This is a genomic window from Erythrobacter sp. NAP1 (genome assembly GCF_000152865.1).
Lineage (GTDB): Bacteria > Pseudomonadota > Alphaproteobacteria > Sphingomonadales > Sphingomonadaceae > Erythrobacter.
On record NZ_CH672390.1, the window covers coordinates 3,034,279 to 3,049,211 of the forward strand.

20 protein-coding genes and 1 tRNA gene are annotated in these 14,933 nt (G+C 61.4%); 13 read left to right on the forward strand and 8 right to left on the reverse strand.

Going from position 1 to position 14,933, the window contains the following annotated elements; all coding sequences use genetic code 11:
• Window positions 1-6 precede the first annotated feature (6 nt).
• From fliL to NAP1_RS14675, 10 genes are read left to right on the forward strand one after another with little or no spacing between them, the layout of a single operon-like run.
• Window positions 7-585 carry a flagellar basal body-associated protein FliL gene (gene fliL, locus NAP1_RS14630; RefSeq protein ID WP_007166105.1) on the forward strand — a complete coding sequence of 193 codons (579 nt, stop codon included), beginning with the start codon at window positions 7-9 and terminating at the stop codon, window positions 583-585.
• Window positions 586-587: 2 nt separating this feature from the next.
• Window positions 588-1,613 (forward strand): FliM/FliN family flagellar motor C-terminal domain-containing protein, encoded by a 1,026-nt coding sequence (locus NAP1_RS14635; protein ID WP_040464510.1) that lies wholly within the window; start codon window positions 588-590, stop codon window positions 1,611-1,613.
• Window positions 1,610-1,918, forward strand: a complete 309-nt coding sequence (gene fliN, locus NAP1_RS14640; protein ID WP_007166107.1) for a flagellar motor switch protein FliN — start codon at window positions 1,610-1,612, stop codon at window positions 1,916-1,918. The genes NAP1_RS14635 and fliN overlap by 4 nt, the downstream gene beginning before the upstream one ends.
• Window positions 1,915-2,208 (forward strand): hypothetical protein, encoded by a 294-nt coding sequence (locus NAP1_RS14645; protein WP_007166108.1) that lies wholly within the window; start codon window positions 1,915-1,917, stop codon window positions 2,206-2,208. Before fliN ends, NAP1_RS14645 begins: the two co-directional genes overlap by 4 nt.
• 50 nt (window positions 2,209-2,258) lie before the next feature.
• The gene (gene fliP / locus NAP1_RS14650; RefSeq protein WP_007166109.1) at window positions 2,259-2,990 is read left to right on the forward strand and encodes a flagellar type III secretion system pore protein FliP; all 732 of its coding nucleotides are present in this window, start codon (window positions 2,259-2,261) and stop codon (window positions 2,988-2,990) included.
• 10 nt (window positions 2,991-3,000) lie between these two features.
• Window positions 3,001-3,273, forward strand: coding sequence for a flagellar biosynthesis protein FliQ (gene fliQ, locus NAP1_RS14655; RefSeq protein ID WP_007166110.1), 273 nt, complete (start codon window positions 3,001-3,003; stop codon window positions 3,271-3,273).
• A 13-nt stretch (window positions 3,274-3,286) separates the two neighbouring features.
• Complete coding sequence (locus tag NAP1_RS14660) at window positions 3,287-4,081, forward strand: flagellar biosynthetic protein FliR (RefSeq protein WP_007166111.1); 795 nt, start codon at window positions 3,287-3,289, stop codon at window positions 4,079-4,081.
• The gene (locus NAP1_RS14665; protein ID WP_007166112.1) at window positions 4,078-5,214 is read left to right on the forward strand and encodes a flagellar biosynthesis protein FlhB; all 1,137 of its coding nucleotides are present in this window, start codon (window positions 4,078-4,080) and stop codon (window positions 5,212-5,214) included. The genes NAP1_RS14660 and NAP1_RS14665 overlap by 4 nt, the downstream gene beginning before the upstream one ends.
• A gap of 30 nt (window positions 5,215-5,244) precedes the next feature.
• Complete coding sequence (gene fliD, locus NAP1_RS14670; protein WP_007166113.1) at window positions 5,245-6,678, forward strand: flagellar filament capping protein FliD; 1,434 nt, start codon at window positions 5,245-5,247, stop codon at window positions 6,676-6,678.
• Window positions 6,679-6,691: 13 nt separating this feature from the next.
• Window positions 6,692-7,069, forward strand: a complete 378-nt coding sequence (locus NAP1_RS14675) for a flagellar protein FliS (RefSeq protein WP_007166114.1) — start codon at window positions 6,692-6,694, stop codon at window positions 7,067-7,069.
• On the opposite strand, the gene NAP1_RS14680 is transcribed toward NAP1_RS14675, so the two are convergent.
• The gene (locus NAP1_RS14680) at window positions 7,066-7,941 is read right to left on the reverse strand and encodes an alpha/beta fold hydrolase (protein ID WP_007166115.1); all 876 of its coding nucleotides are present in this window, start codon (window positions 7,939-7,941) and stop codon (window positions 7,066-7,068) included. The genes NAP1_RS14675 and NAP1_RS14680 overlap by 4 nt on opposite strands.
• 8 nt (window positions 7,942-7,949) lie before the next feature.
• Entirely contained in the window at window positions 7,950-9,146 is a 1,197-nt protein-coding gene (gene nhaA / locus NAP1_RS14685; RefSeq protein WP_007166116.1) for a Na+/H+ antiporter NhaA, read from the reverse strand.
• 169 nt (window positions 9,147-9,315) lie between these two features.
• On the opposite strand from nhaA, the gene NAP1_RS16355 reads away from it, so the two are divergent.
• Window positions 9,316-9,876 carry a flavin reductase family protein gene (locus tag NAP1_RS16355; RefSeq protein ID WP_162013488.1) on the forward strand — a complete coding sequence of 187 codons (561 nt, stop codon included), beginning with the start codon at window positions 9,316-9,318 and terminating at the stop codon, window positions 9,874-9,876.
• Window positions 9,873-10,505: a TetR/AcrR family transcriptional regulator gene (locus NAP1_RS16125; RefSeq protein WP_007166118.1), complete on the forward strand. Its 633-nt coding sequence runs from the start codon at window positions 9,873-9,875 to the stop codon at window positions 10,503-10,505. Before NAP1_RS16355 ends, NAP1_RS16125 begins: the two co-directional genes overlap by 4 nt.
• Here the strand turns inward: NAP1_RS16125 and NAP1_RS14700 are convergent.
• From NAP1_RS14700 to NAP1_RS14720, 5 genes are all read right to left on the reverse strand, one after another.
• Window positions 10,502-10,903, reverse strand: coding sequence for a PaaI family thioesterase (locus NAP1_RS14700; RefSeq protein ID WP_007166119.1), 402 nt, complete (start codon window positions 10,901-10,903; stop codon window positions 10,502-10,504). The two genes, NAP1_RS16125 and NAP1_RS14700, sit on opposite strands and share 4 nt — an antisense overlap.
• Window positions 10,900-11,742: an S-formylglutathione hydrolase gene (gene fghA, locus NAP1_RS14705; protein ID WP_007166120.1), complete on the reverse strand. Its 843-nt coding sequence runs from the start codon at window positions 11,740-11,742 to the stop codon at window positions 10,900-10,902. The genes NAP1_RS14700 and fghA overlap by 4 nt, the downstream gene beginning before the upstream one ends.
• A gap of 2 nt (window positions 11,743-11,744) precedes the next feature.
• Window positions 11,745-12,101 (reverse strand): cupin domain-containing protein, encoded by a 357-nt coding sequence (locus NAP1_RS14710; protein ID WP_007166121.1) that lies wholly within the window; start codon window positions 12,099-12,101, stop codon window positions 11,745-11,747.
• Window positions 12,101-13,207, reverse strand: coding sequence for an S-(hydroxymethyl)glutathione dehydrogenase/class III alcohol dehydrogenase (locus NAP1_RS14715; RefSeq protein ID WP_007166122.1), 1,107 nt, complete (start codon window positions 13,205-13,207; stop codon window positions 12,101-12,103). The genes NAP1_RS14710 and NAP1_RS14715 overlap by 1 nt, the downstream gene beginning before the upstream one ends.
• Window positions 13,208-13,300: 93 nt before the next feature.
• Window positions 13,301-13,387 (reverse strand) — tRNA-Leu (locus NAP1_RS14720).
• Between the two features lie 205 nt (window positions 13,388-13,592).
• Between NAP1_RS14720 and NAP1_RS14725 the strand changes: the two genes are divergently transcribed.
• On the forward strand, window positions 13,593-13,847 hold the full coding sequence (locus NAP1_RS14725; protein WP_007166123.1) for a hypothetical protein: 255 nt from the start codon (window positions 13,593-13,595) through the stop codon (window positions 13,845-13,847).
• A gap of 13 nt (window positions 13,848-13,860) precedes the next feature.
• On the opposite strand, the gene NAP1_RS14730 is transcribed toward NAP1_RS14725, so the two are convergent.
• The gene (locus NAP1_RS14730; protein ID WP_007166124.1) at window positions 13,861-14,832 is read right to left on the reverse strand and encodes a zinc-ribbon domain-containing protein; all 972 of its coding nucleotides are present in this window, start codon (window positions 14,830-14,832) and stop codon (window positions 13,861-13,863) included.
• Between the last annotated feature and the right edge of the window lie 101 nt (window positions 14,833-14,933).

Here is a 14,933-nt window from a genome sequence, read left to right on the forward strand (position 1 = left end):
TCGAGCATGGCAAGCGACAAGGATGACGAGACCGACAAGAAATCGGGCAAGGGGCTGATGAAGATAGCTCTTGGCGGCGTCTTCCTGCTCGTGGCGGGTGCTGGCGGCGCTTATGCTGCGGTAGCGTCGGGCGCTTTTGGCGATAGCGGGGCAGGTGGTCCCGATCTTCCCGAATATGTCCGCAAGGGTGACAGCGACCCCTACGCCTTGCCAAGCAGCGACAAGGGCGACGAGACAAGCATCGTCTATGGCGATGGCGGTAGCGAATATCGCACCGCTTACTACAGCTTTGACGACAGCTTCACCGCCAATCTCGCAGATTCTCCGGCGCTTATCCAGGTAGAGCTCGCCGTATCGACCCGCCGAGATGGACGCGTGCTGCAGTGGGTGCAGGCGCATGAGCTGGCGCTGCGTTCAGCGATCCTCGGGCAACTGGCCGCGACATCCGAAAGCGAGATCTATTCGGTTGAAGGAAAAGATGCGCTTGCCGTTCGGCTTACAGAGGCGGTCAACGATGTGCTCGAAGAAAACGAGGGCTTCGGCGGGGTGGATGCAGTCCATTTCAAGGGGATCCTCGTCCAGTGAACATGCAACGCATCTCGGCTGAAGACGTCACGCATGCGCGCGCCATCGCATCACATTGCGCTGAACTGACTTGGCGCGGACCGCGGCCAGAAGAGCGTGCGCAGGCGATTTCGACCTGGTGCCGCGATCTTGCGCAGGAATTGGCGCAAGAGCTCGCGCCGCTCCTGTCCGGCGGGAGACTCAATGTCAGCATTGCTGAACCCGAACAGGTTGGGGCGCAGGATGTGTTCGATTTGATCGGACCGATCGCAGTCAATTGTCTGTTGCGCTGCGGCGAGGGGGACCAAACGGTGCTTTTCTCGCTCGACTACGCAACCGCGATCGGGCTGACCGACTGCTCGTTCGGGGGAGAAGGTACCCTGCCAGACGAGGCTCCTTCGCAGTTGCCTCATTCAGCCGCGATGCTGGTCGAACAGTTCGCAGCAACGGTCGCTCAAGCGATTGTCATGACCAATGGATCAGCCGAGCGCGCGCGGGGCGATGTGCTTGTCCGGAGCGAGAGCGTAACACGGCTCAAGCCCTTCGGTGCCGACGCCGAGGTTGCGCTGTTCAAACTCACAATCAACAGAGGTGAGAGCGCGAACTGGTGCGCTCTCTTCGCGGTGGCGAGCGACCGGGTCGATGGCCTGCTGCCCGGCCTCGAAGCAGTTCGCATCCGCTCTCGCAGCCTCGAAGGATCAGGAGACTTCGAGCGCAGCGGGTTTGCCGCGATGCCGCTGACCCTTGAGGCGGTGGTTGGCGAAATTGACCTGACGTTGGGGCGGCTGGAGCAATTAAGGCCTGGCGACAAAATACCGCTCACCATCTCACGCGATTTGCCGCTGCGCATCGGCGAGACTGTCTTCGCACGCGGGAAAGTGGGCCGTCTCGACAGCAATCTTGCATTGCGCGTCACCGCGCTTGGTGAAGCCTCAAGGTCGCAAGGCAAACAGGCTGGCCACGGGCTTGCCGGGGCGGCGTCAGGACATTCACCAGCTCAAGCATCGACCGAAACGTCACCCGAAGCGTCACGAGGGGCAGCGACATGAACGCTCTCAATCCCGCTCTCAAGCGCTTCGGCGATGTTACCGTGCGGCTGTCGGTCGAACTCGGACGCACCGAAATGCCTCTCAAGGATGTGCTCGCCATCGACGAGGGAAGCGTCGTGCCGCTCAACCGCCTGACCGACGAATTGCTGGACGTAACCGCCAATGGCCGCGTGGTCGCGCGCGGTGAGGTCATCGCGCAGGACGGACGTTTCGCATTGCGGATCGTCGAATTGGTAGGCGACCCGTCAGCCGAGGAGCCGATCCCGGCTGCGCTGGGCGACAGGCCCGTGGACCCGCCCGCATGATGACCGAGTATATCCTTCGGCTCGCATTGCTCTTGCCGCTGCTCGGCGTGCTGATCTGGGGCAGCTTGCGGCTTGCGCGAAGCCTGCAGTCTCGTCTGGTCAGCGGCGTCGGGGGCGAAAGCCGGGCTGTGGAACTGGTCGAAACGAGCCTGTTGGCACCGGGGCTCAAACTCGCCGTCGTTCGCTTCCATGACCGTGAGATCCTGCTTGGCTGTTCGCGCAACGGTTTGGTGCCGTTGGGCGAGGCAGACGCGCGCCGCCAGCCTGACGCTCAAGCCGGACAGCAATGATGGGCCGTCGAATTCCAATCGGTCTGGGCGCTTGCTTCTCAGCGTTAACCATGTTCGCTCTGCCCGACGCCGCCTTGGCAGCCTCAGGCGACCCGGTGGGTATCGGCAGCGCGATTGAACGTGCGCTAGGCGACGACGGCACTGGCGAGGACACGCCGCTCAGCTTCTCGATCCAGCTTCTGTTGGTGATTAGCCTTCTCACGATCCTCCCAGCGATCGTGCTGATGATGACGAGCTTCCTGCGCATCCTGATCGTGCTTTCGATCCTGAGGCAAGCCCTGGGCCTACAGGGATCTCCGCCGACACAGGTTCTGGTGGGCCTGTCGCTGTTCCTCTCGCTTTTCGTGATGGCCCCGACGCTCGATACGGTAAGCGAGCTTGCGATCGAACCCTATTCGGCGGGCACGATCGGAGCGGACGCTGCAATCGCCAGCGCAGGCGAGGCGTTTCACACATTCATGCTGCGTCAGACGCGCGAGGCCAACCTCGTCATGTTCGCCGATATTGCCGGTATCGGCGCATTTGCAGATGCCGATGCGATACCCTTCTCGATCCTTCTGCCTGCCTTCGTGACGAGCGAGTTGGAAACGGCGTTCCAGATTGGTTTCATGCTGTTCCTGCCTTTTCTCGTGATCGATCTGGTCGTTGCGAGCGTGCTGATGAGCCTTGGGATGATGATGCTTTCACCAACCATCATCTCGCTCCCCTTCAAGCTGTTGCTGTTCGTGCTGGTCGATGGCTGGTCGCTCCTGATGGGAAGCCTTGCGATGAGTTTCGCCTGAGGAGCCCGCGGTGCAGGATGATGCTCAACTGCTGGCTCTTGCCGACCAGACCTTGTGGGTCACCGCCTTGATCGTCGGGCCGGTGTTGCTTTCTGCGCTCGCGGTGGGCCTGATCGTCGGGATCATTCAGGCTGCCACATCCGTCAACGAGCAGACGCTGACCTTCGTCCCCAAGCTTGCAATCACCGCGCTGGTATTCGTGATCCTCGGAGGGACCATGATGGCCCTGCTCGGCGATTTCATGCGCGAGATTTTCGGCCAGATCGCGGCCATTTCGACCTGATCGATAGCGCGCGATGAATGTTCTCGATTTCGGTTTTACAGGGCTCGAAGAGCAACTGTGGCAGATCCTATTCCTCTCGATCCGCTGCGGCGCAGCTTTGCTTGCGGCTCCCATGGTCGGCGGAATGGTGGTCGCGCCGCAATTCCGCGCACTGATAGCGATCGTGCTGGCGGTGTTCGTATCGACCTGGATCCCCTTGCCGCCGCTTCCAGAGATGATGAGCTTTGCCGCGGTGCTTGCGGTGGTGCAGGAGGTCGTGATCGGGGCTGCGCTCGGCTTTGTCCTACAGGTCGCTTTTGCAGTGCCGCTTATCGCAGCAGAGCAAATCTCTGGCACGATGGGCCTCGCGATTGCGACATCGATTGATCCTGCAAGCGGGGCACAGTCCGGCGCACTTGGCACCTATTTCGGGCTGATCCTGACGTTGCTTTTCTATGCGATAGGTGGGCACCTCTTGTGGTTCGAGCTGCTGATCGAAAGCTATCGCATCCTGCCCGCTGGCACCCACGCATTCGCCGAGACGAGCGCGCGCGACATCGTAGCGTTCGCAGGATACGGCATAGCCACTGCCGCCGCGATCGGTTTGCCCGTCGTTCTGGTGCTCTTGTGCGTGCAGGTCGTCACCGGGACGATCTCCCGTTCGGCGCCGGCGCTCAATCTGTTTGCGCTCGGCCTTCCGGCCGGGGTGCTCGCGGGGATCGCAGCGCTGATTGTCGTGATGCCGATTATGGTCGAACAATTCACTGCGCTCCTCGTCGCGACGCTTGAGCAAGCAGAGGCGCTGACCGTGCCCAAGGTGCCTGCGTGAGCGAGGAGACGAATGGCGAGAAGCGGTTCGACCCCACGCCCAAGCGGCGCAGCGACGCGGCCAAGAAGGGCGACGTCCTGCGATCAAAGGAGGTCGCCACTGCCGCCGTGATGGCAGCGGGCACTTTCATGATCCTCATCATCGGGCCGTGGCTGCTTGATTCGATGGAAAGAGTGGCGCGTGCTGCCTTCGGGTTTGATCCGGCTGGACTAGGCGACTTCGCGCCCGGAGCCATGATCTCACAGATCGCGCAGGAGATTTTGCCTCCCATCTTTGCAATCGGGCTTGTCGTGATCGCGGTCACGGTGGGATCGCAGATGGTGCTGGGCGAAGGGCGCTGGGTACCGCAAAATCTCAAGCCCAAGCCATCGCGCATAAATCCGCTTTCGGGTCTCAAGCGCATTTTTGGCATGCAGGGACTGATCGAACTGGGCAAGTCGATCCTGAAGCTGCTTTTGCTCGGCAGCATCGCGGCTTGGTGGGTTTCAGGAAGTCTCGATGGTATGCTTGGTCTTGGTCGCGGAACGCTGGATGCGCAGCTGAATTTCGCGTGGGACGCGATGACGACGCTGGTGGCGATGCTGGTTGTCGGTCTGCTTGTGATTGCTGTCATCGATTATCCGCTTCAGAGGCTTCAGCGCGACAAGCGGCTCAAGATGAGTTTCCAAGACCTCAAGGATGAAAACAAGCAATCCGAAGGCTCGCCCGAAATGAAGATGGCGCGCCGCCAGCGCCAGCGTGATCTGTCACGCGGAAGCATCGGCAAGGCGATGAAGGAAGCGCAGTTCATCGTGGTCAATCCGATGCATTTTGCCGTTGCACTGACATACGATCCCAACCTAGCGCCCGCTCCCGTTGTGCTGGCCAAGGGGCGCGGAGAAACGGCGATGGCGATGCGTGAGCTTGCAAGCGAAATGGAACTGCCCGTGCTGCACTACCCCCAGCTTGCGCGCGCGCTCTATTTCACGACGCGGGCAGACCAGATGGTGCGCGAAGAGCTCTACGTCGCGATTGCAGCGCTGGTGGCTTTCGTGATGTCGCTCAAACGCGGTGAACGACCTCACAAGCCGGCGGTCGATGTGCCTGCAGCTCTTCAATTCGATACGGACGGAAAGCTCGCTAATCCCGCTTAAGTCCAATCCCATGCGACCGTTCTTCGATCCATGGACAATCCCGGCTCATCGATCATTTCCGCATTCGGCGCTGGCAGCGGGGTGGATTTTGTCCAGCTCGCCGACCAGCTTTCCGAGGCCACATACGCCTTTCAGCGCAGCAATCTGGAGACGCGCAATCAGGGGTTGGAGGCGCGCATTTCTTCTGCCTCGCTCCTGCGCAACGCGCTGACTCAGCTGTCGAGCGCGCTTGGCGACCGGGTTCGCACTGGCGAGCTTGCGCCACGCGCGAACGTTTCGGACCCTGCGATTGTTGACGTGTCAACAACCTCTGGGGTGGTGCCGCGCGGCAGCTATTCGCTTGAGGTGAGCCAACTGGCGGACAGCCAGCTGCTCATTTCGCAGGCCTATACATCGGGTGATGATCTTGTCGGTGAAGGGACGCTTCGCATCCGCTTTGGCGAGGTGAACGGAGCCACATTCACAGAGGATGCGGGGCAAGCGGCGCTCGAAATCGCGGTGGATGCGAGCGACACGGTCCAAACGCTCGCGGCGAAGATTTCCTCGGCAAGCGGCGGAGCGCTGCAGGCTTACGTGGCCGAGGGAAATGGCGGCGCGCAACTGGTGATCAAGGGTGAGGATGGCGCCAGCAATGGCTTCGTTGTCGAGGCCACCAGCGCTGCCCTTCTTCCCACCGCGACGCCGGGCGATCTCACTTACCTCGCCTGGGATCCAGCAACCGACGCAGGTCAATTGCGCCAGAGCGCGCGTGATGCGCTCTACACGCTCGACACGGTCGAATACTCGAGCCCGAGCAACACAGTCACAGACCTTCCCGAAGGTCTGAGTTTCGACCTCAAGGCGACCAATGTCGGCGCGCCGACCACGATTACCTTCAGCAACGATACCAGCGCGATCACCGATGTGATGAACGATTTTCTGGTGGCGCTGAACGATCTGGCGGGTCTGCTTGCCGAAGAAGCAACGCCGCTTGGCGGGACGCTTGGCAACGATCCCGGTGCACGCGAGCTGAAGCGCGATCTGGCGCGCCTCACCAACGAAGTTGTCATGCCGGGAGCTGCACCGGGTGAACCCTCGACGCTCGCCGACCTTGGCCTCAAGACGACCCGAGAAGGCCGGTTCGAGCTGGATACCGAGCGGCTCAATGAAACGCTCAGCAACAATCCCGAGGCCGCAGCCGCGATGTTCACGACCGGTCCGTTCGGCCTCTTCGCGACCATCGACCGACTGGCGCGCGACAACACGACACGAAGCGATCCGGGTTCGCTTGCAGGATCGGTCTCGCGATACGAGGCGCAAGTGGAGCGCAATTCCGACAAGCTGGACCGCATTGCCGAGCAGCAAGAGAACCTGCGCGAGCGGCTGACCCGCGATCTGGTGGCAGCGGAACGCCGTATCTCCGCCTCGCAATCAACGCTGAGCTTCCTCGAGCAGCAGATCGAAGCCTGGAACGGATCGAACTAAGGCGGCCAGAGAAATGATGCATGAATTCGCGACAAGCCCTGCAAAAGCCTACCGCCGGATCGACCTCGACGCCCGGATCGAGGCGTCTTCCGGCGGCGAACTGACGCTTATCTGCCTTGAGGAGGTTGTGGCGGCGCTGGGGCAGGCGCTGTTTGCGCTCGAACGGGCTCCCGATGAAGTCCCGAACGAGCCTTTGGCCCGGGCCCACGGTATTGCGATCTGGCTCGCACGCAGTGTCGCGCCCGATAACCCGATGCGCAGTGCATTGGTGCAATTCTATGGCGGGCTGGTCACGACCCTCACGCGCAACCGCGTGCGACCTTCGGTTGAAGAGCTGACACAGGTGAGAACCGATTTCGCCGACCTGCTTGAGGCTGCAAAGTCCGCCTAGGCGTTTTCAGCCTCGGCGATGATCGTCGCTGCGTCTTCGGGGTCTTCGAAGGGGTGGAAGTGGGTCATGTCAGGGCGATAGAGGTCGGTGCCATTCGGGATTGTTCCAGCGAGACCCGGCCAGGTCGGCGATCCCTTGAAATCCGCGAGCCCCGTCTGCTTGGCCCGAACAACTGTTACCATAATTTCGACCGCCCTTGCCGCGTCGAAAATACCGGCATTGCTGCGGCTCGATCCGTAGACGCTCGCTTCCATTTCGGGCGTGCAGGCGAGCACGAAATCGCCTCCGGTCCGTTCAATCAGGCCATGGCGGCAATAGTCTTCGAAAACGCGGGGCGCGAAAAGGCTGTAGGGTTCGCGCGTGCGAAACCGCTCCATCATCGCCTCGGGCGATGCGAAGTCACGCTTGCGGCGGATAGCAGGGTGGGGCGCATCGCCCATCATGCCTGCGGACCCTTGCGAATAGTACTCCATCGGAAGGATCACCGGATCGAACAGGACGAGGCGGCTGAACGCCTCGGTGCGGTCGGCTGCGGCCTGCAGCAGCACATGCGCGCCCATTGAATGACCCACACCCACGGCGCGGCGGATGCGGAGCTGGTCGAGAAACGCGGTCACATCGTCCACGAACGTTTGCCAATGGCTCACCGGCCCGCCTTCGCTCCGACCGTGACCGCGAAGGTCGAGCGCGATCACGCGGCGGTCGGGAAATCGCTCTGCAATCGCGCTGTAGCAGCGGCCGTGAAAGCCTGTCGCGTGCGCGATCAGCAGCGGCGGCTCCTGATTGCCGGGCGCGGCGCGCCACTCGTAATAGGTCAGCGCGATGTCATTGACCCGGACGCTGCGGGTGACCGGCTTGGCATTGTCAGGCATTGCGAGGGCTATTCAATCTCTTCGTCTTCGGGGGCAGGCTCATCAGGCAGCGCGGCCTTGAGCATGAAATAGCCTGCAAACGCTGCGATCAGCGATCCGGAGAGCACGCCGAGCTTGACCGCGTCAACCTGTGCCTGGTCCTCGAACGCGAGATTGCCGATGAACAGGCTCATCGTGAAGCCGATTGCCGCGAGCAGCGAAAGCCCGTGGATCTTGCGCCAGCCCACGCCTTCGGGAAGCTTGGCAAAGCCAGCTTTCACCGCGACCCAGGCAAAACCGACGATCCCGATCTGCTTGCCGATCAAGAGGCCAAGTGCAATGCCGAGCGGCAGCGGCTGCAACAGGTCGGCAGGTGACAGTCCGATAAGGGTGACGCCCGCATTAGCGAACCCGAAGATCGGGATGATGACGAACGCGACCCATTTGTGCAGCGCATGCTCCATGTGTTCGAGAAGGTGCGAGCCATCGCGAGCCACCATCGGCACCATCATCGCGGCCGTCACACCGGCAAGCGTCGCGTGGACGCCGGACTTAAGGATAAATACCCACATGATGACGGTGAAAAGGACATAGGGAATGACCGATGCGATGCGCGCGCGGCCCAGCGCGAAGAGCAGGGCCAGCATAACGCCGCCTCCGATCAGCATGTCGGTCTTGATCTCGCCGGTGTAGAACAGCGCGATGACCGTAATCGCGCCGATATCATCGATCACGGCGATTGCGAGAAGCAGCGCCTTCATCGCGACCGGCACACGCGGGCCGAGCAGCGACAGGATACCGAGCGCAAAAGCAATATCGGTCGCCGCCGGGATGGCCCAGCCGCCTATGCTTTCGGGCGAGTTCCAGTTGAAGGCGACGTAGATGGCCGCCGGAATCCCCATACCGCCGATGGCCGCGGCGAGCGGCAGGGAAGCCTTGTCCCACGAGGACAACTGTCCGTTTATGATCTCGCGCTTAACTTCGAGACCGATCAGGAAGAAGAAGATCGCCATGAGCCCGTCATTGATCCACAGGATCAGGCCCTTGTTGATGGCAAAGTCGCCGAAGGACACGTTGAGCTTGGTTTCAAGCGTGCCGAAATAAAATGGTGCAAGCGGGCTGTTTGCGATCAGCAACGCCAGCGCGGCTGCAGCGATCAGGACGATCCCCCCGGCGCTTTCCTGTTTGAGGAAATCCTTGAGCGCGGCGCTCACCTTGCTGATCATGAACCGTCTTCCCGTGCTGGCTTGCAGTAATCCCTTAAGTGCCAACGCAGGACGCGGTCAGGCGTTCCTGCGTGGCGGGGTCTCATTGACAATTGCCCCCGCTTGGTTGAACCCGCGCAGGGTCCACCCCATCCTTAGGCGATCCCACCCACTTTCTTCGGAGTTCTTCTTGCGCGATCCTGCCGCTCATCGCGATACCCATGCTCAGGACACGGGCCAGGCGTCTTTGCCGAGCACGTCCGAGTTTCGAAAGCTGATGGGCCAGTTTGCGACCGGCGTGTGCGTGGTCGCGGTCGAGACGGAAAGTGGCGGCGTGGCGGCGATGACGATCAATTCGCTCGTCTCGGTCTCGCTCGAGCCGATGCTCCTGTGCTGGAGCCTGCACAATTCATCGAGCCAGTTCGACCTGTTTGCCAAGGCTGAACGCTTCACGATCAGCATCCTCTCCGAAGACCAGGCCGAAGTGGCGTTGCGATATGCCGCTCGCGGCGACAGTCGACTGGTCGCCGACGACTTCGCGACAAGCTCAACCGGGCTGCCCTCGATCATCGGTTCGGTCGGCCATTTCGAGTGCCGCCAATATTCGAGCCATACTGCCGGCGACCACACCATGCTTCTCGGCGAAGTCACCGCGATGAGCCCGCTCCCTGCGACAGAAGGCGAGGAAGAGGCAGGCGTTTCGCCGCTTGGCTTTTTCAAAGGGCGCTTTTTTAGTATCGGCAACGAATGAGTGATGAGATTCCCGCCGAATCGCAAGATGATACGCGAGAACAGCTGCTAGACGCGGCCCACGCTCAATTTGCCGAACGCGGATTTTACGGAGCCAGCATCGCCCAGATCGCCGGCGAGATCGGGCTGACCAAGCAGGCTCTGCTTTATCACTTCAAACGCAAGGATGATCTCTATCGCGAGGTCCTCAAGCGCATCGCCGACCGCCTGTTCGAGGTGACGCGGGCGAGCCAGAACGCCGGGGCATCGCCCGCACAACGCTTCGAGGACGTTATTCTAGCCGTCTACGAGCGCGCGGTAGCAAACCCGCTCGACACCAAGCTGCTAATGCGCGAGTTGCTCGAGGACCAGCGCAGCGAAGCGCCCGAGGGGGATTGGTTCTTCAAGAACTGGCTTGGCGAACTCATCGCCCTGCTCGAAACGATCGAGGGTCAGGCTGACCTGCCGATGGCCGACAAGATCGCGCGGGTTTACCTGCTTATCTCGGCGATCCAGTTCTACGCCGGCTCGGATGCGGTTCTTGCCCGGTTTTACGGGAAAGAAGAGTTTGACCGGATCGGGGAATTTTACCCGCAGGAACTGCGACGTCTGGTGAGACGCCTGCTCACCAACGGTCACGGCGCGACCTAGTACAAGATCATCTGAGTGCAGCGGAACAGGGCGAGTTTGCGCCCGGTTTCCTGATGCGTGACGATTGAGCTCCACACCTGCGTCGTGCGTCCAAGATGGTCGGCGTCGGCCCTGCCGATAAGCGTTCCCTCGCTTGCAGTGCCGAGGAAGTTCGATTTGAGCTCGATAGTGGTGTAGCCCTTCGCGCCTTCGGGCAAAACCTGCCCCGCCGCAAAACCGCATACGCTGTCGGCAAGCGCGATCATGCTGGCTGCGTGAAGGGCATTCGCGCCCGAGCGCAGGTGATGCTGTTCGATCACCATTTTCGCTTCCAACCACCCTTCGCCTTCGTCGGCCAGCGTGATCCCCATATGCGGGACGAGGCCACCGGCGGGTGGATGAAAGCGAGGATCGCTCATGACTTCAGATGCTTTGCATGCCAGGCGATGTGTTCGGCCATGAAGGTCGAGATGAAGAAATAGGAGTGGTCGTAGCCCTCCTGCATCCGGATATCAGCAGGGACGCCGTTCGCCTTGCATGCATCGACAAACCGATGGGTCTGGAGCTGTTCTTCGAGGAAATTGTCTGCCGTGCCCTGGTCGATGAGGATGTGATCATGCCTTGCGCCGCCTTCGATCAAGGCGACCGCGTCGTGGGCACGCCAGCTTTCGCGGCCAGCTCCCAGATACCGCCCGAGCGCCTTCTCTCCCCACGGCACTTGCGACGGCGCAACGATGGGCGAGAACGCGCTGATCGAGCGGAATCGTCCCGCATTGCGCAGGCCGATTGTGAGCGCTCCGTGGCCTCCCATCGAATGACCGGTGATCGACTGGCGACCCGTGTCGACCGGGAAATATTGCGCGATGACGGCGGGCAACTCCTCCTCGATATAGGTGCGCATCCGGTAGTGTTTGGCCCACGGTTCTTCCGTCGCATCGACATAGAAGCCAGCGCCCTTGCCAAAATCGTATTCGTCTGCGGCATCGGAAACATTATCGCCGCGTGGACTGGTGTCGGGCGCGACGAAGATGATGCCGTGCTTTGCGCAGGCTTCTCGATATTCGCCCTTCTCCATGACGTTGGCATGCGTGCAGGTGAGGCCGGACAGATATGTCAGTACGGGAAGCCGTGCGCCCTCTTCATGGTCGGGCACGAAGACCGCAAAGGTCATTTCGGTCGAAGTTGCCTCGCTCGCATGCCGATAGACGCCCTGCGTGCCGCCATGGCTGCGGACTTCGGAAACGGTTTCAAGCGCCACTCTCAGACCTCGACCGGCTTGAAGGCAGTGGCCTCGTCACCCGTGTTGGGCGTGCCGTCGGCATCCATCACCAGCAGCTTCACCTCTCCTGAGCGCGCGCAGGGACGATGCTCGGTGCCGCGCGGGACGACGATGAGGTCGCCGGCTTTCATGTGCTCGGTGCGGTCGCGGAACTCCATGTCGAGCTCGCCCTCGATCACGAGGAAAAGCTCGTCCGTCTCATCGTGCTTGTGCCAGTGAAACTCCCCTTCGACCTTGGCGAGCCGCACCTCGTTGCCGTTGTAGCGAGCTGCGAGGCGCGGAGCCCAGTGATCGTCGAACAGAGCGAACTTCTCGGCAAGGCGGACCTTCACGGCCATCAGTAGACGACCACGCTGCGGATGCTTTCGCCTGCATGCATGAGGTCAAAGCCCTTGTTGATCTCTTCGAGGCTCAAAGTGTGCGTGATCATCGGGTCGATCGCGATCTTGCCGTTCATGTACCAGTCGACGATCTTGGGCACGTCGGTGCGCCCCTTGGCGCCGCCGAAGGCAGTACCGCGCCAGTTGCGCCCGGTGACAAGCTGGAAGGGCCGCGTCGCGATCTCCTTGCCGGCTTCGGCTACGCCGATGATGATCGAGGTGCCCCAGCCCTTGTGACAGCACTCGAGCGCGTCGCGCATCACGTCGGTGTTACCGGTGCAATCGAACGAATAGTCCGCACCGCCATCAAGCAGCTCGACCAAGTGCGCGACAACGTCCGAGGTCTCCTTGGGGTTCACGAAGTCGGTCATGCCGAACTTCTCGCCCCATTCGCGCTTTGCCGGATTGATATCTACGCCGACGATCCGGTCCGCGCCCGCCATCTTCGCGCCCTGGATGACATTGAGCCCGATCCCGCCAAGCCCAAAGACGACGACATTGTCGCCCGGCTCGACCTTGGCCGTGTTGACCACCGCGCCAACGCCGGTCGTCACCCCGCAGCCGACATAGCAGGAGGTCTCAAACGGTGCGTCGGTGCGTATTTTGGCGACCGCTATTTCAGGAAGGACGATGAAGTTCGAGAAGGTCGAACAGCCCATGTAGTGGTAGATCGTCTCGCCGCGATAGCTCATCCGGCTCGTGCCATCGGGCATCAGCCCTTGGCCCTGGGTCGCGCGGATTGCGCTGCACAAATTGGTCTTGCCCGACAGGCACATTTTGCACTGGCGACATTCGGGCGTGTAAAGCGGGATAACGTGATCGTCGGGTGCAACGCTGGTTACGCCTGCGCCCACTTCGCGCACGATGCCTGCGCCCTCATGGCCAAGCACGCTGGGGAAGATCCCCTCGCTGTCGAGCCCGTCCAGCGTGTAAGCGTCGGTGTGGCAGATCCCGGTTGCCATGATCTCGACCAGCACCTCGCCAGCCTTTGGACCTTCGAGGTCGAGTTCGACGATCTCGAGCGGCTTTTTCGCTTCGAAAGCTACGGCTGCGCGGGTTTTCATCGGGCTCTCTCCATCATGTGAGAGAGCGGCCTAGCACAGCGGCAAGTGCCCGCAAGAGCGGGTTTGACCATGCTGCATGTCTGACTTGAAAAATGGTGCGGTCGAGAAGACTCGAACTTCCACGGGCGTTAGCCCACAACGACCTCAACGTTGCGCGTCTACCAGTTCCGCCACGACCGCACTCGGGGTGTCAGGGCTGCGCAAATTCGCTGCCGCCCTTGGTAGGAGCGCGCCCCTAGCAACAGGTTTGAGGGTGCGCAAGAGCTTTGATGCATTGCCGCATGACTTGGTGCGTTTGGTAACCCTTGACGAGCCGCTGTCCCGCTGCGGGACCGCGTTAACGGGTCGCTTGCAGAAATGGTAAATCGGTCGGTAACCATTGGGCATGAGCTTCACCGCTGCCCTCCTGATTATTGCACAGAGCGCCGCCCCTTCGGTTGCTGTTGCGCCGGTCGAGCAAGCATCGGGCGCATCGGCAGGCAGCGTCAGCGTACAGGCAAGCGCCAGCGCCCGGATCATCCGTTCGGTTGAAATCACATTCGACGCAGAAAGCGGCATCGAGGTCACGGGCAACGCGCAAAACCACACGCTCCAGCGCAGCCGCGACGACGCGGGAACCTATTGGATCGAATTCAGCTGAATGACCGGCGCCCTTAGCTGGGCGACCATCCGATTTCCGCAGCCTGTGCTGCAGGGGGAATGTCGGTCACTGCCTCGGTCACGTTGAGACTTTCGCCCGGCGCAAGCTCGCGCTTCGAGGGCACGACCACCCAGGAATAGACGTTCTTCTCACGCGCATCGCGGAAGACGACCAGCACGCTCGGCACGCTTTGGCTTTCCTGCGAGACGTTGGAGATGCTGCCGCTCACCCGGAAAATCTCTTCCCCGCTTTCGAGCGTTTCCTTGCGCTGCCGTGCTTGCGGGAAGTCGAGGACGAGTTCTTCTTTGCCGATGCCGAAGGTCGGCTTGCTGATCGGGAGCCAGTCGGGAAGGCCGTAATAATTGACCGCGACCGCAGTACCGCTTGCCAGTAGCGCAAAGACCCCTGCGGCGATCGTCCACATCTTGAGCGAGTTGCGGCGGCGCGAGAAGGGCGGGCTGTAGTCGAACTGCGAGCCTTCTTCCTCGTAATCATAGTCGTCGTCAAAAGCGGCATCGACGTGGGCTTCGCCGTCCACATCGCTGAATTCGCCCGCCAGAGGATCGGTTCCGGACTCGAAGCCGCTTTCGGTCTCGGGTTCAGGCTCTGGTTCGGGATCGGGTTCTGGCGCTGGTTCTTCGACCTGCTCTTCTTCCGTGTCGGTAGATTCTGGTCGATCGGAGGTGCGCCAGTGGCTGATTGAAGGGCTTGCCGCCTCTTCGGGCTCGGATGCGGGCGCCAGGCTTTCTTCGGCTTCGGCTACCGGTTCAGGCTCAGGAGGCGGCGGAGGTGGTGGCGGAGCCGGTGTCGGCTCCGGTTCGGCGGCTACTTCTTTGTCGAGGTCGAGCGGCTTTGGTTCCTGGAACCAGCTGTGCTTGCATTTTGCACAGCGCACGGTCCTGCCCTCAGCGCCAATCGCGCTTTCCGGGACGACATATCGTGTCGAGCACTCTGGGCACGAAATGATCATTTCGACAAATGGCATGAATCAGCTTGGCGAGCGCTGCAAGGGCGGGCGCGTTTACCATGGGCGAATTGCTGTCTTTTTCCACACTGCAGAGCGAAAATTGCAATCAGGCGTAACAA

Bases quoted from the DNA above. Each gene is read 5' to 3' on its own strand.
- NAP1_RS14700 (WP_007166119.1), bottom strand. From the start codon at position 10,903: ATGAGCGATCCTCGCTTTCATCCACCCGCCGGTGGCCTCGTCCCGCAT.
- NAP1_RS14730 (WP_007166124.1), bottom strand. From the start codon at position 14,832: ATGCCATTTGTCGAAATGATCATTTCGTGCCCAGAGTGCTCGACACGA.
- NAP1_RS14680 (WP_007166115.1), bottom strand. From the start codon at position 7,941: ATGCCTGACAATGCCAAGCCGGTCACCCGCAGCGTCCGGGTCAATGAC.
- NAP1_RS14660 (WP_007166111.1), top strand. From the start codon at position 3,287: ATGAATGTTCTCGATTTCGGTTTTACAGGGCTCGAAGAGCAACTGTGG.
- NAP1_RS14645 (WP_007166108.1), top strand. From the start codon at position 1,915: ATGATGACCGAGTATATCCTTCGGCTCGCATTGCTCTTGCCGCTGCTC.
- fliP (WP_007166109.1), top strand. From the start codon at position 2,259: ATGTTCGCTCTGCCCGACGCCGCCTTGGCAGCCTCAGGCGACCCGGTG.
- fliD (WP_007166113.1), top strand. From the start codon at position 5,245: ATGGACAATCCCGGCTCATCGATCATTTCCGCATTCGGCGCTGGCAGC.
- NAP1_RS14725 (WP_007166123.1), top strand. From the start codon at position 13,593: ATGAGCTTCACCGCTGCCCTCCTGATTATTGCACAGAGCGCCGCCCCT.
- fliN (WP_007166107.1), top strand. From the start codon at position 1,610: ATGAACGCTCTCAATCCCGCTCTCAAGCGCTTCGGCGATGTTACCGTG.
- NAP1_RS14675 (WP_007166114.1), top strand. From the start codon at position 6,692: ATGATGCATGAATTCGCGACAAGCCCTGCAAAAGCCTACCGCCGGATC.
- nhaA (WP_007166116.1), bottom strand. From the start codon at position 9,146: ATGATCAGCAAGGTGAGCGCCGCGCTCAAGGATTTCCTCAAACAGGAA.
- NAP1_RS14635 (WP_040464510.1), top strand. From the start codon at position 588: ATGCAACGCATCTCGGCTGAAGACGTCACGCATGCGCGCGCCATCGCA.
- NAP1_RS14715 (WP_007166122.1), bottom strand. From the start codon at position 13,207: ATGAAAACCCGCGCAGCCGTAGCTTTCGAAGCGAAAAAGCCGCTCGAG.
- fliL (WP_007166105.1), top strand. From the start codon at position 7: ATGGCAAGCGACAAGGATGACGAGACCGACAAGAAATCGGGCAAGGGG.
- NAP1_RS14710 (WP_007166121.1), bottom strand. From the start codon at position 12,101: ATGGCCGTGAAGGTCCGCCTTGCCGAGAAGTTCGCTCTGTTCGACGAT.
- NAP1_RS16125 (WP_007166118.1), top strand. From the start codon at position 9,873: ATGAGTGATGAGATTCCCGCCGAATCGCAAGATGATACGCGAGAACAG.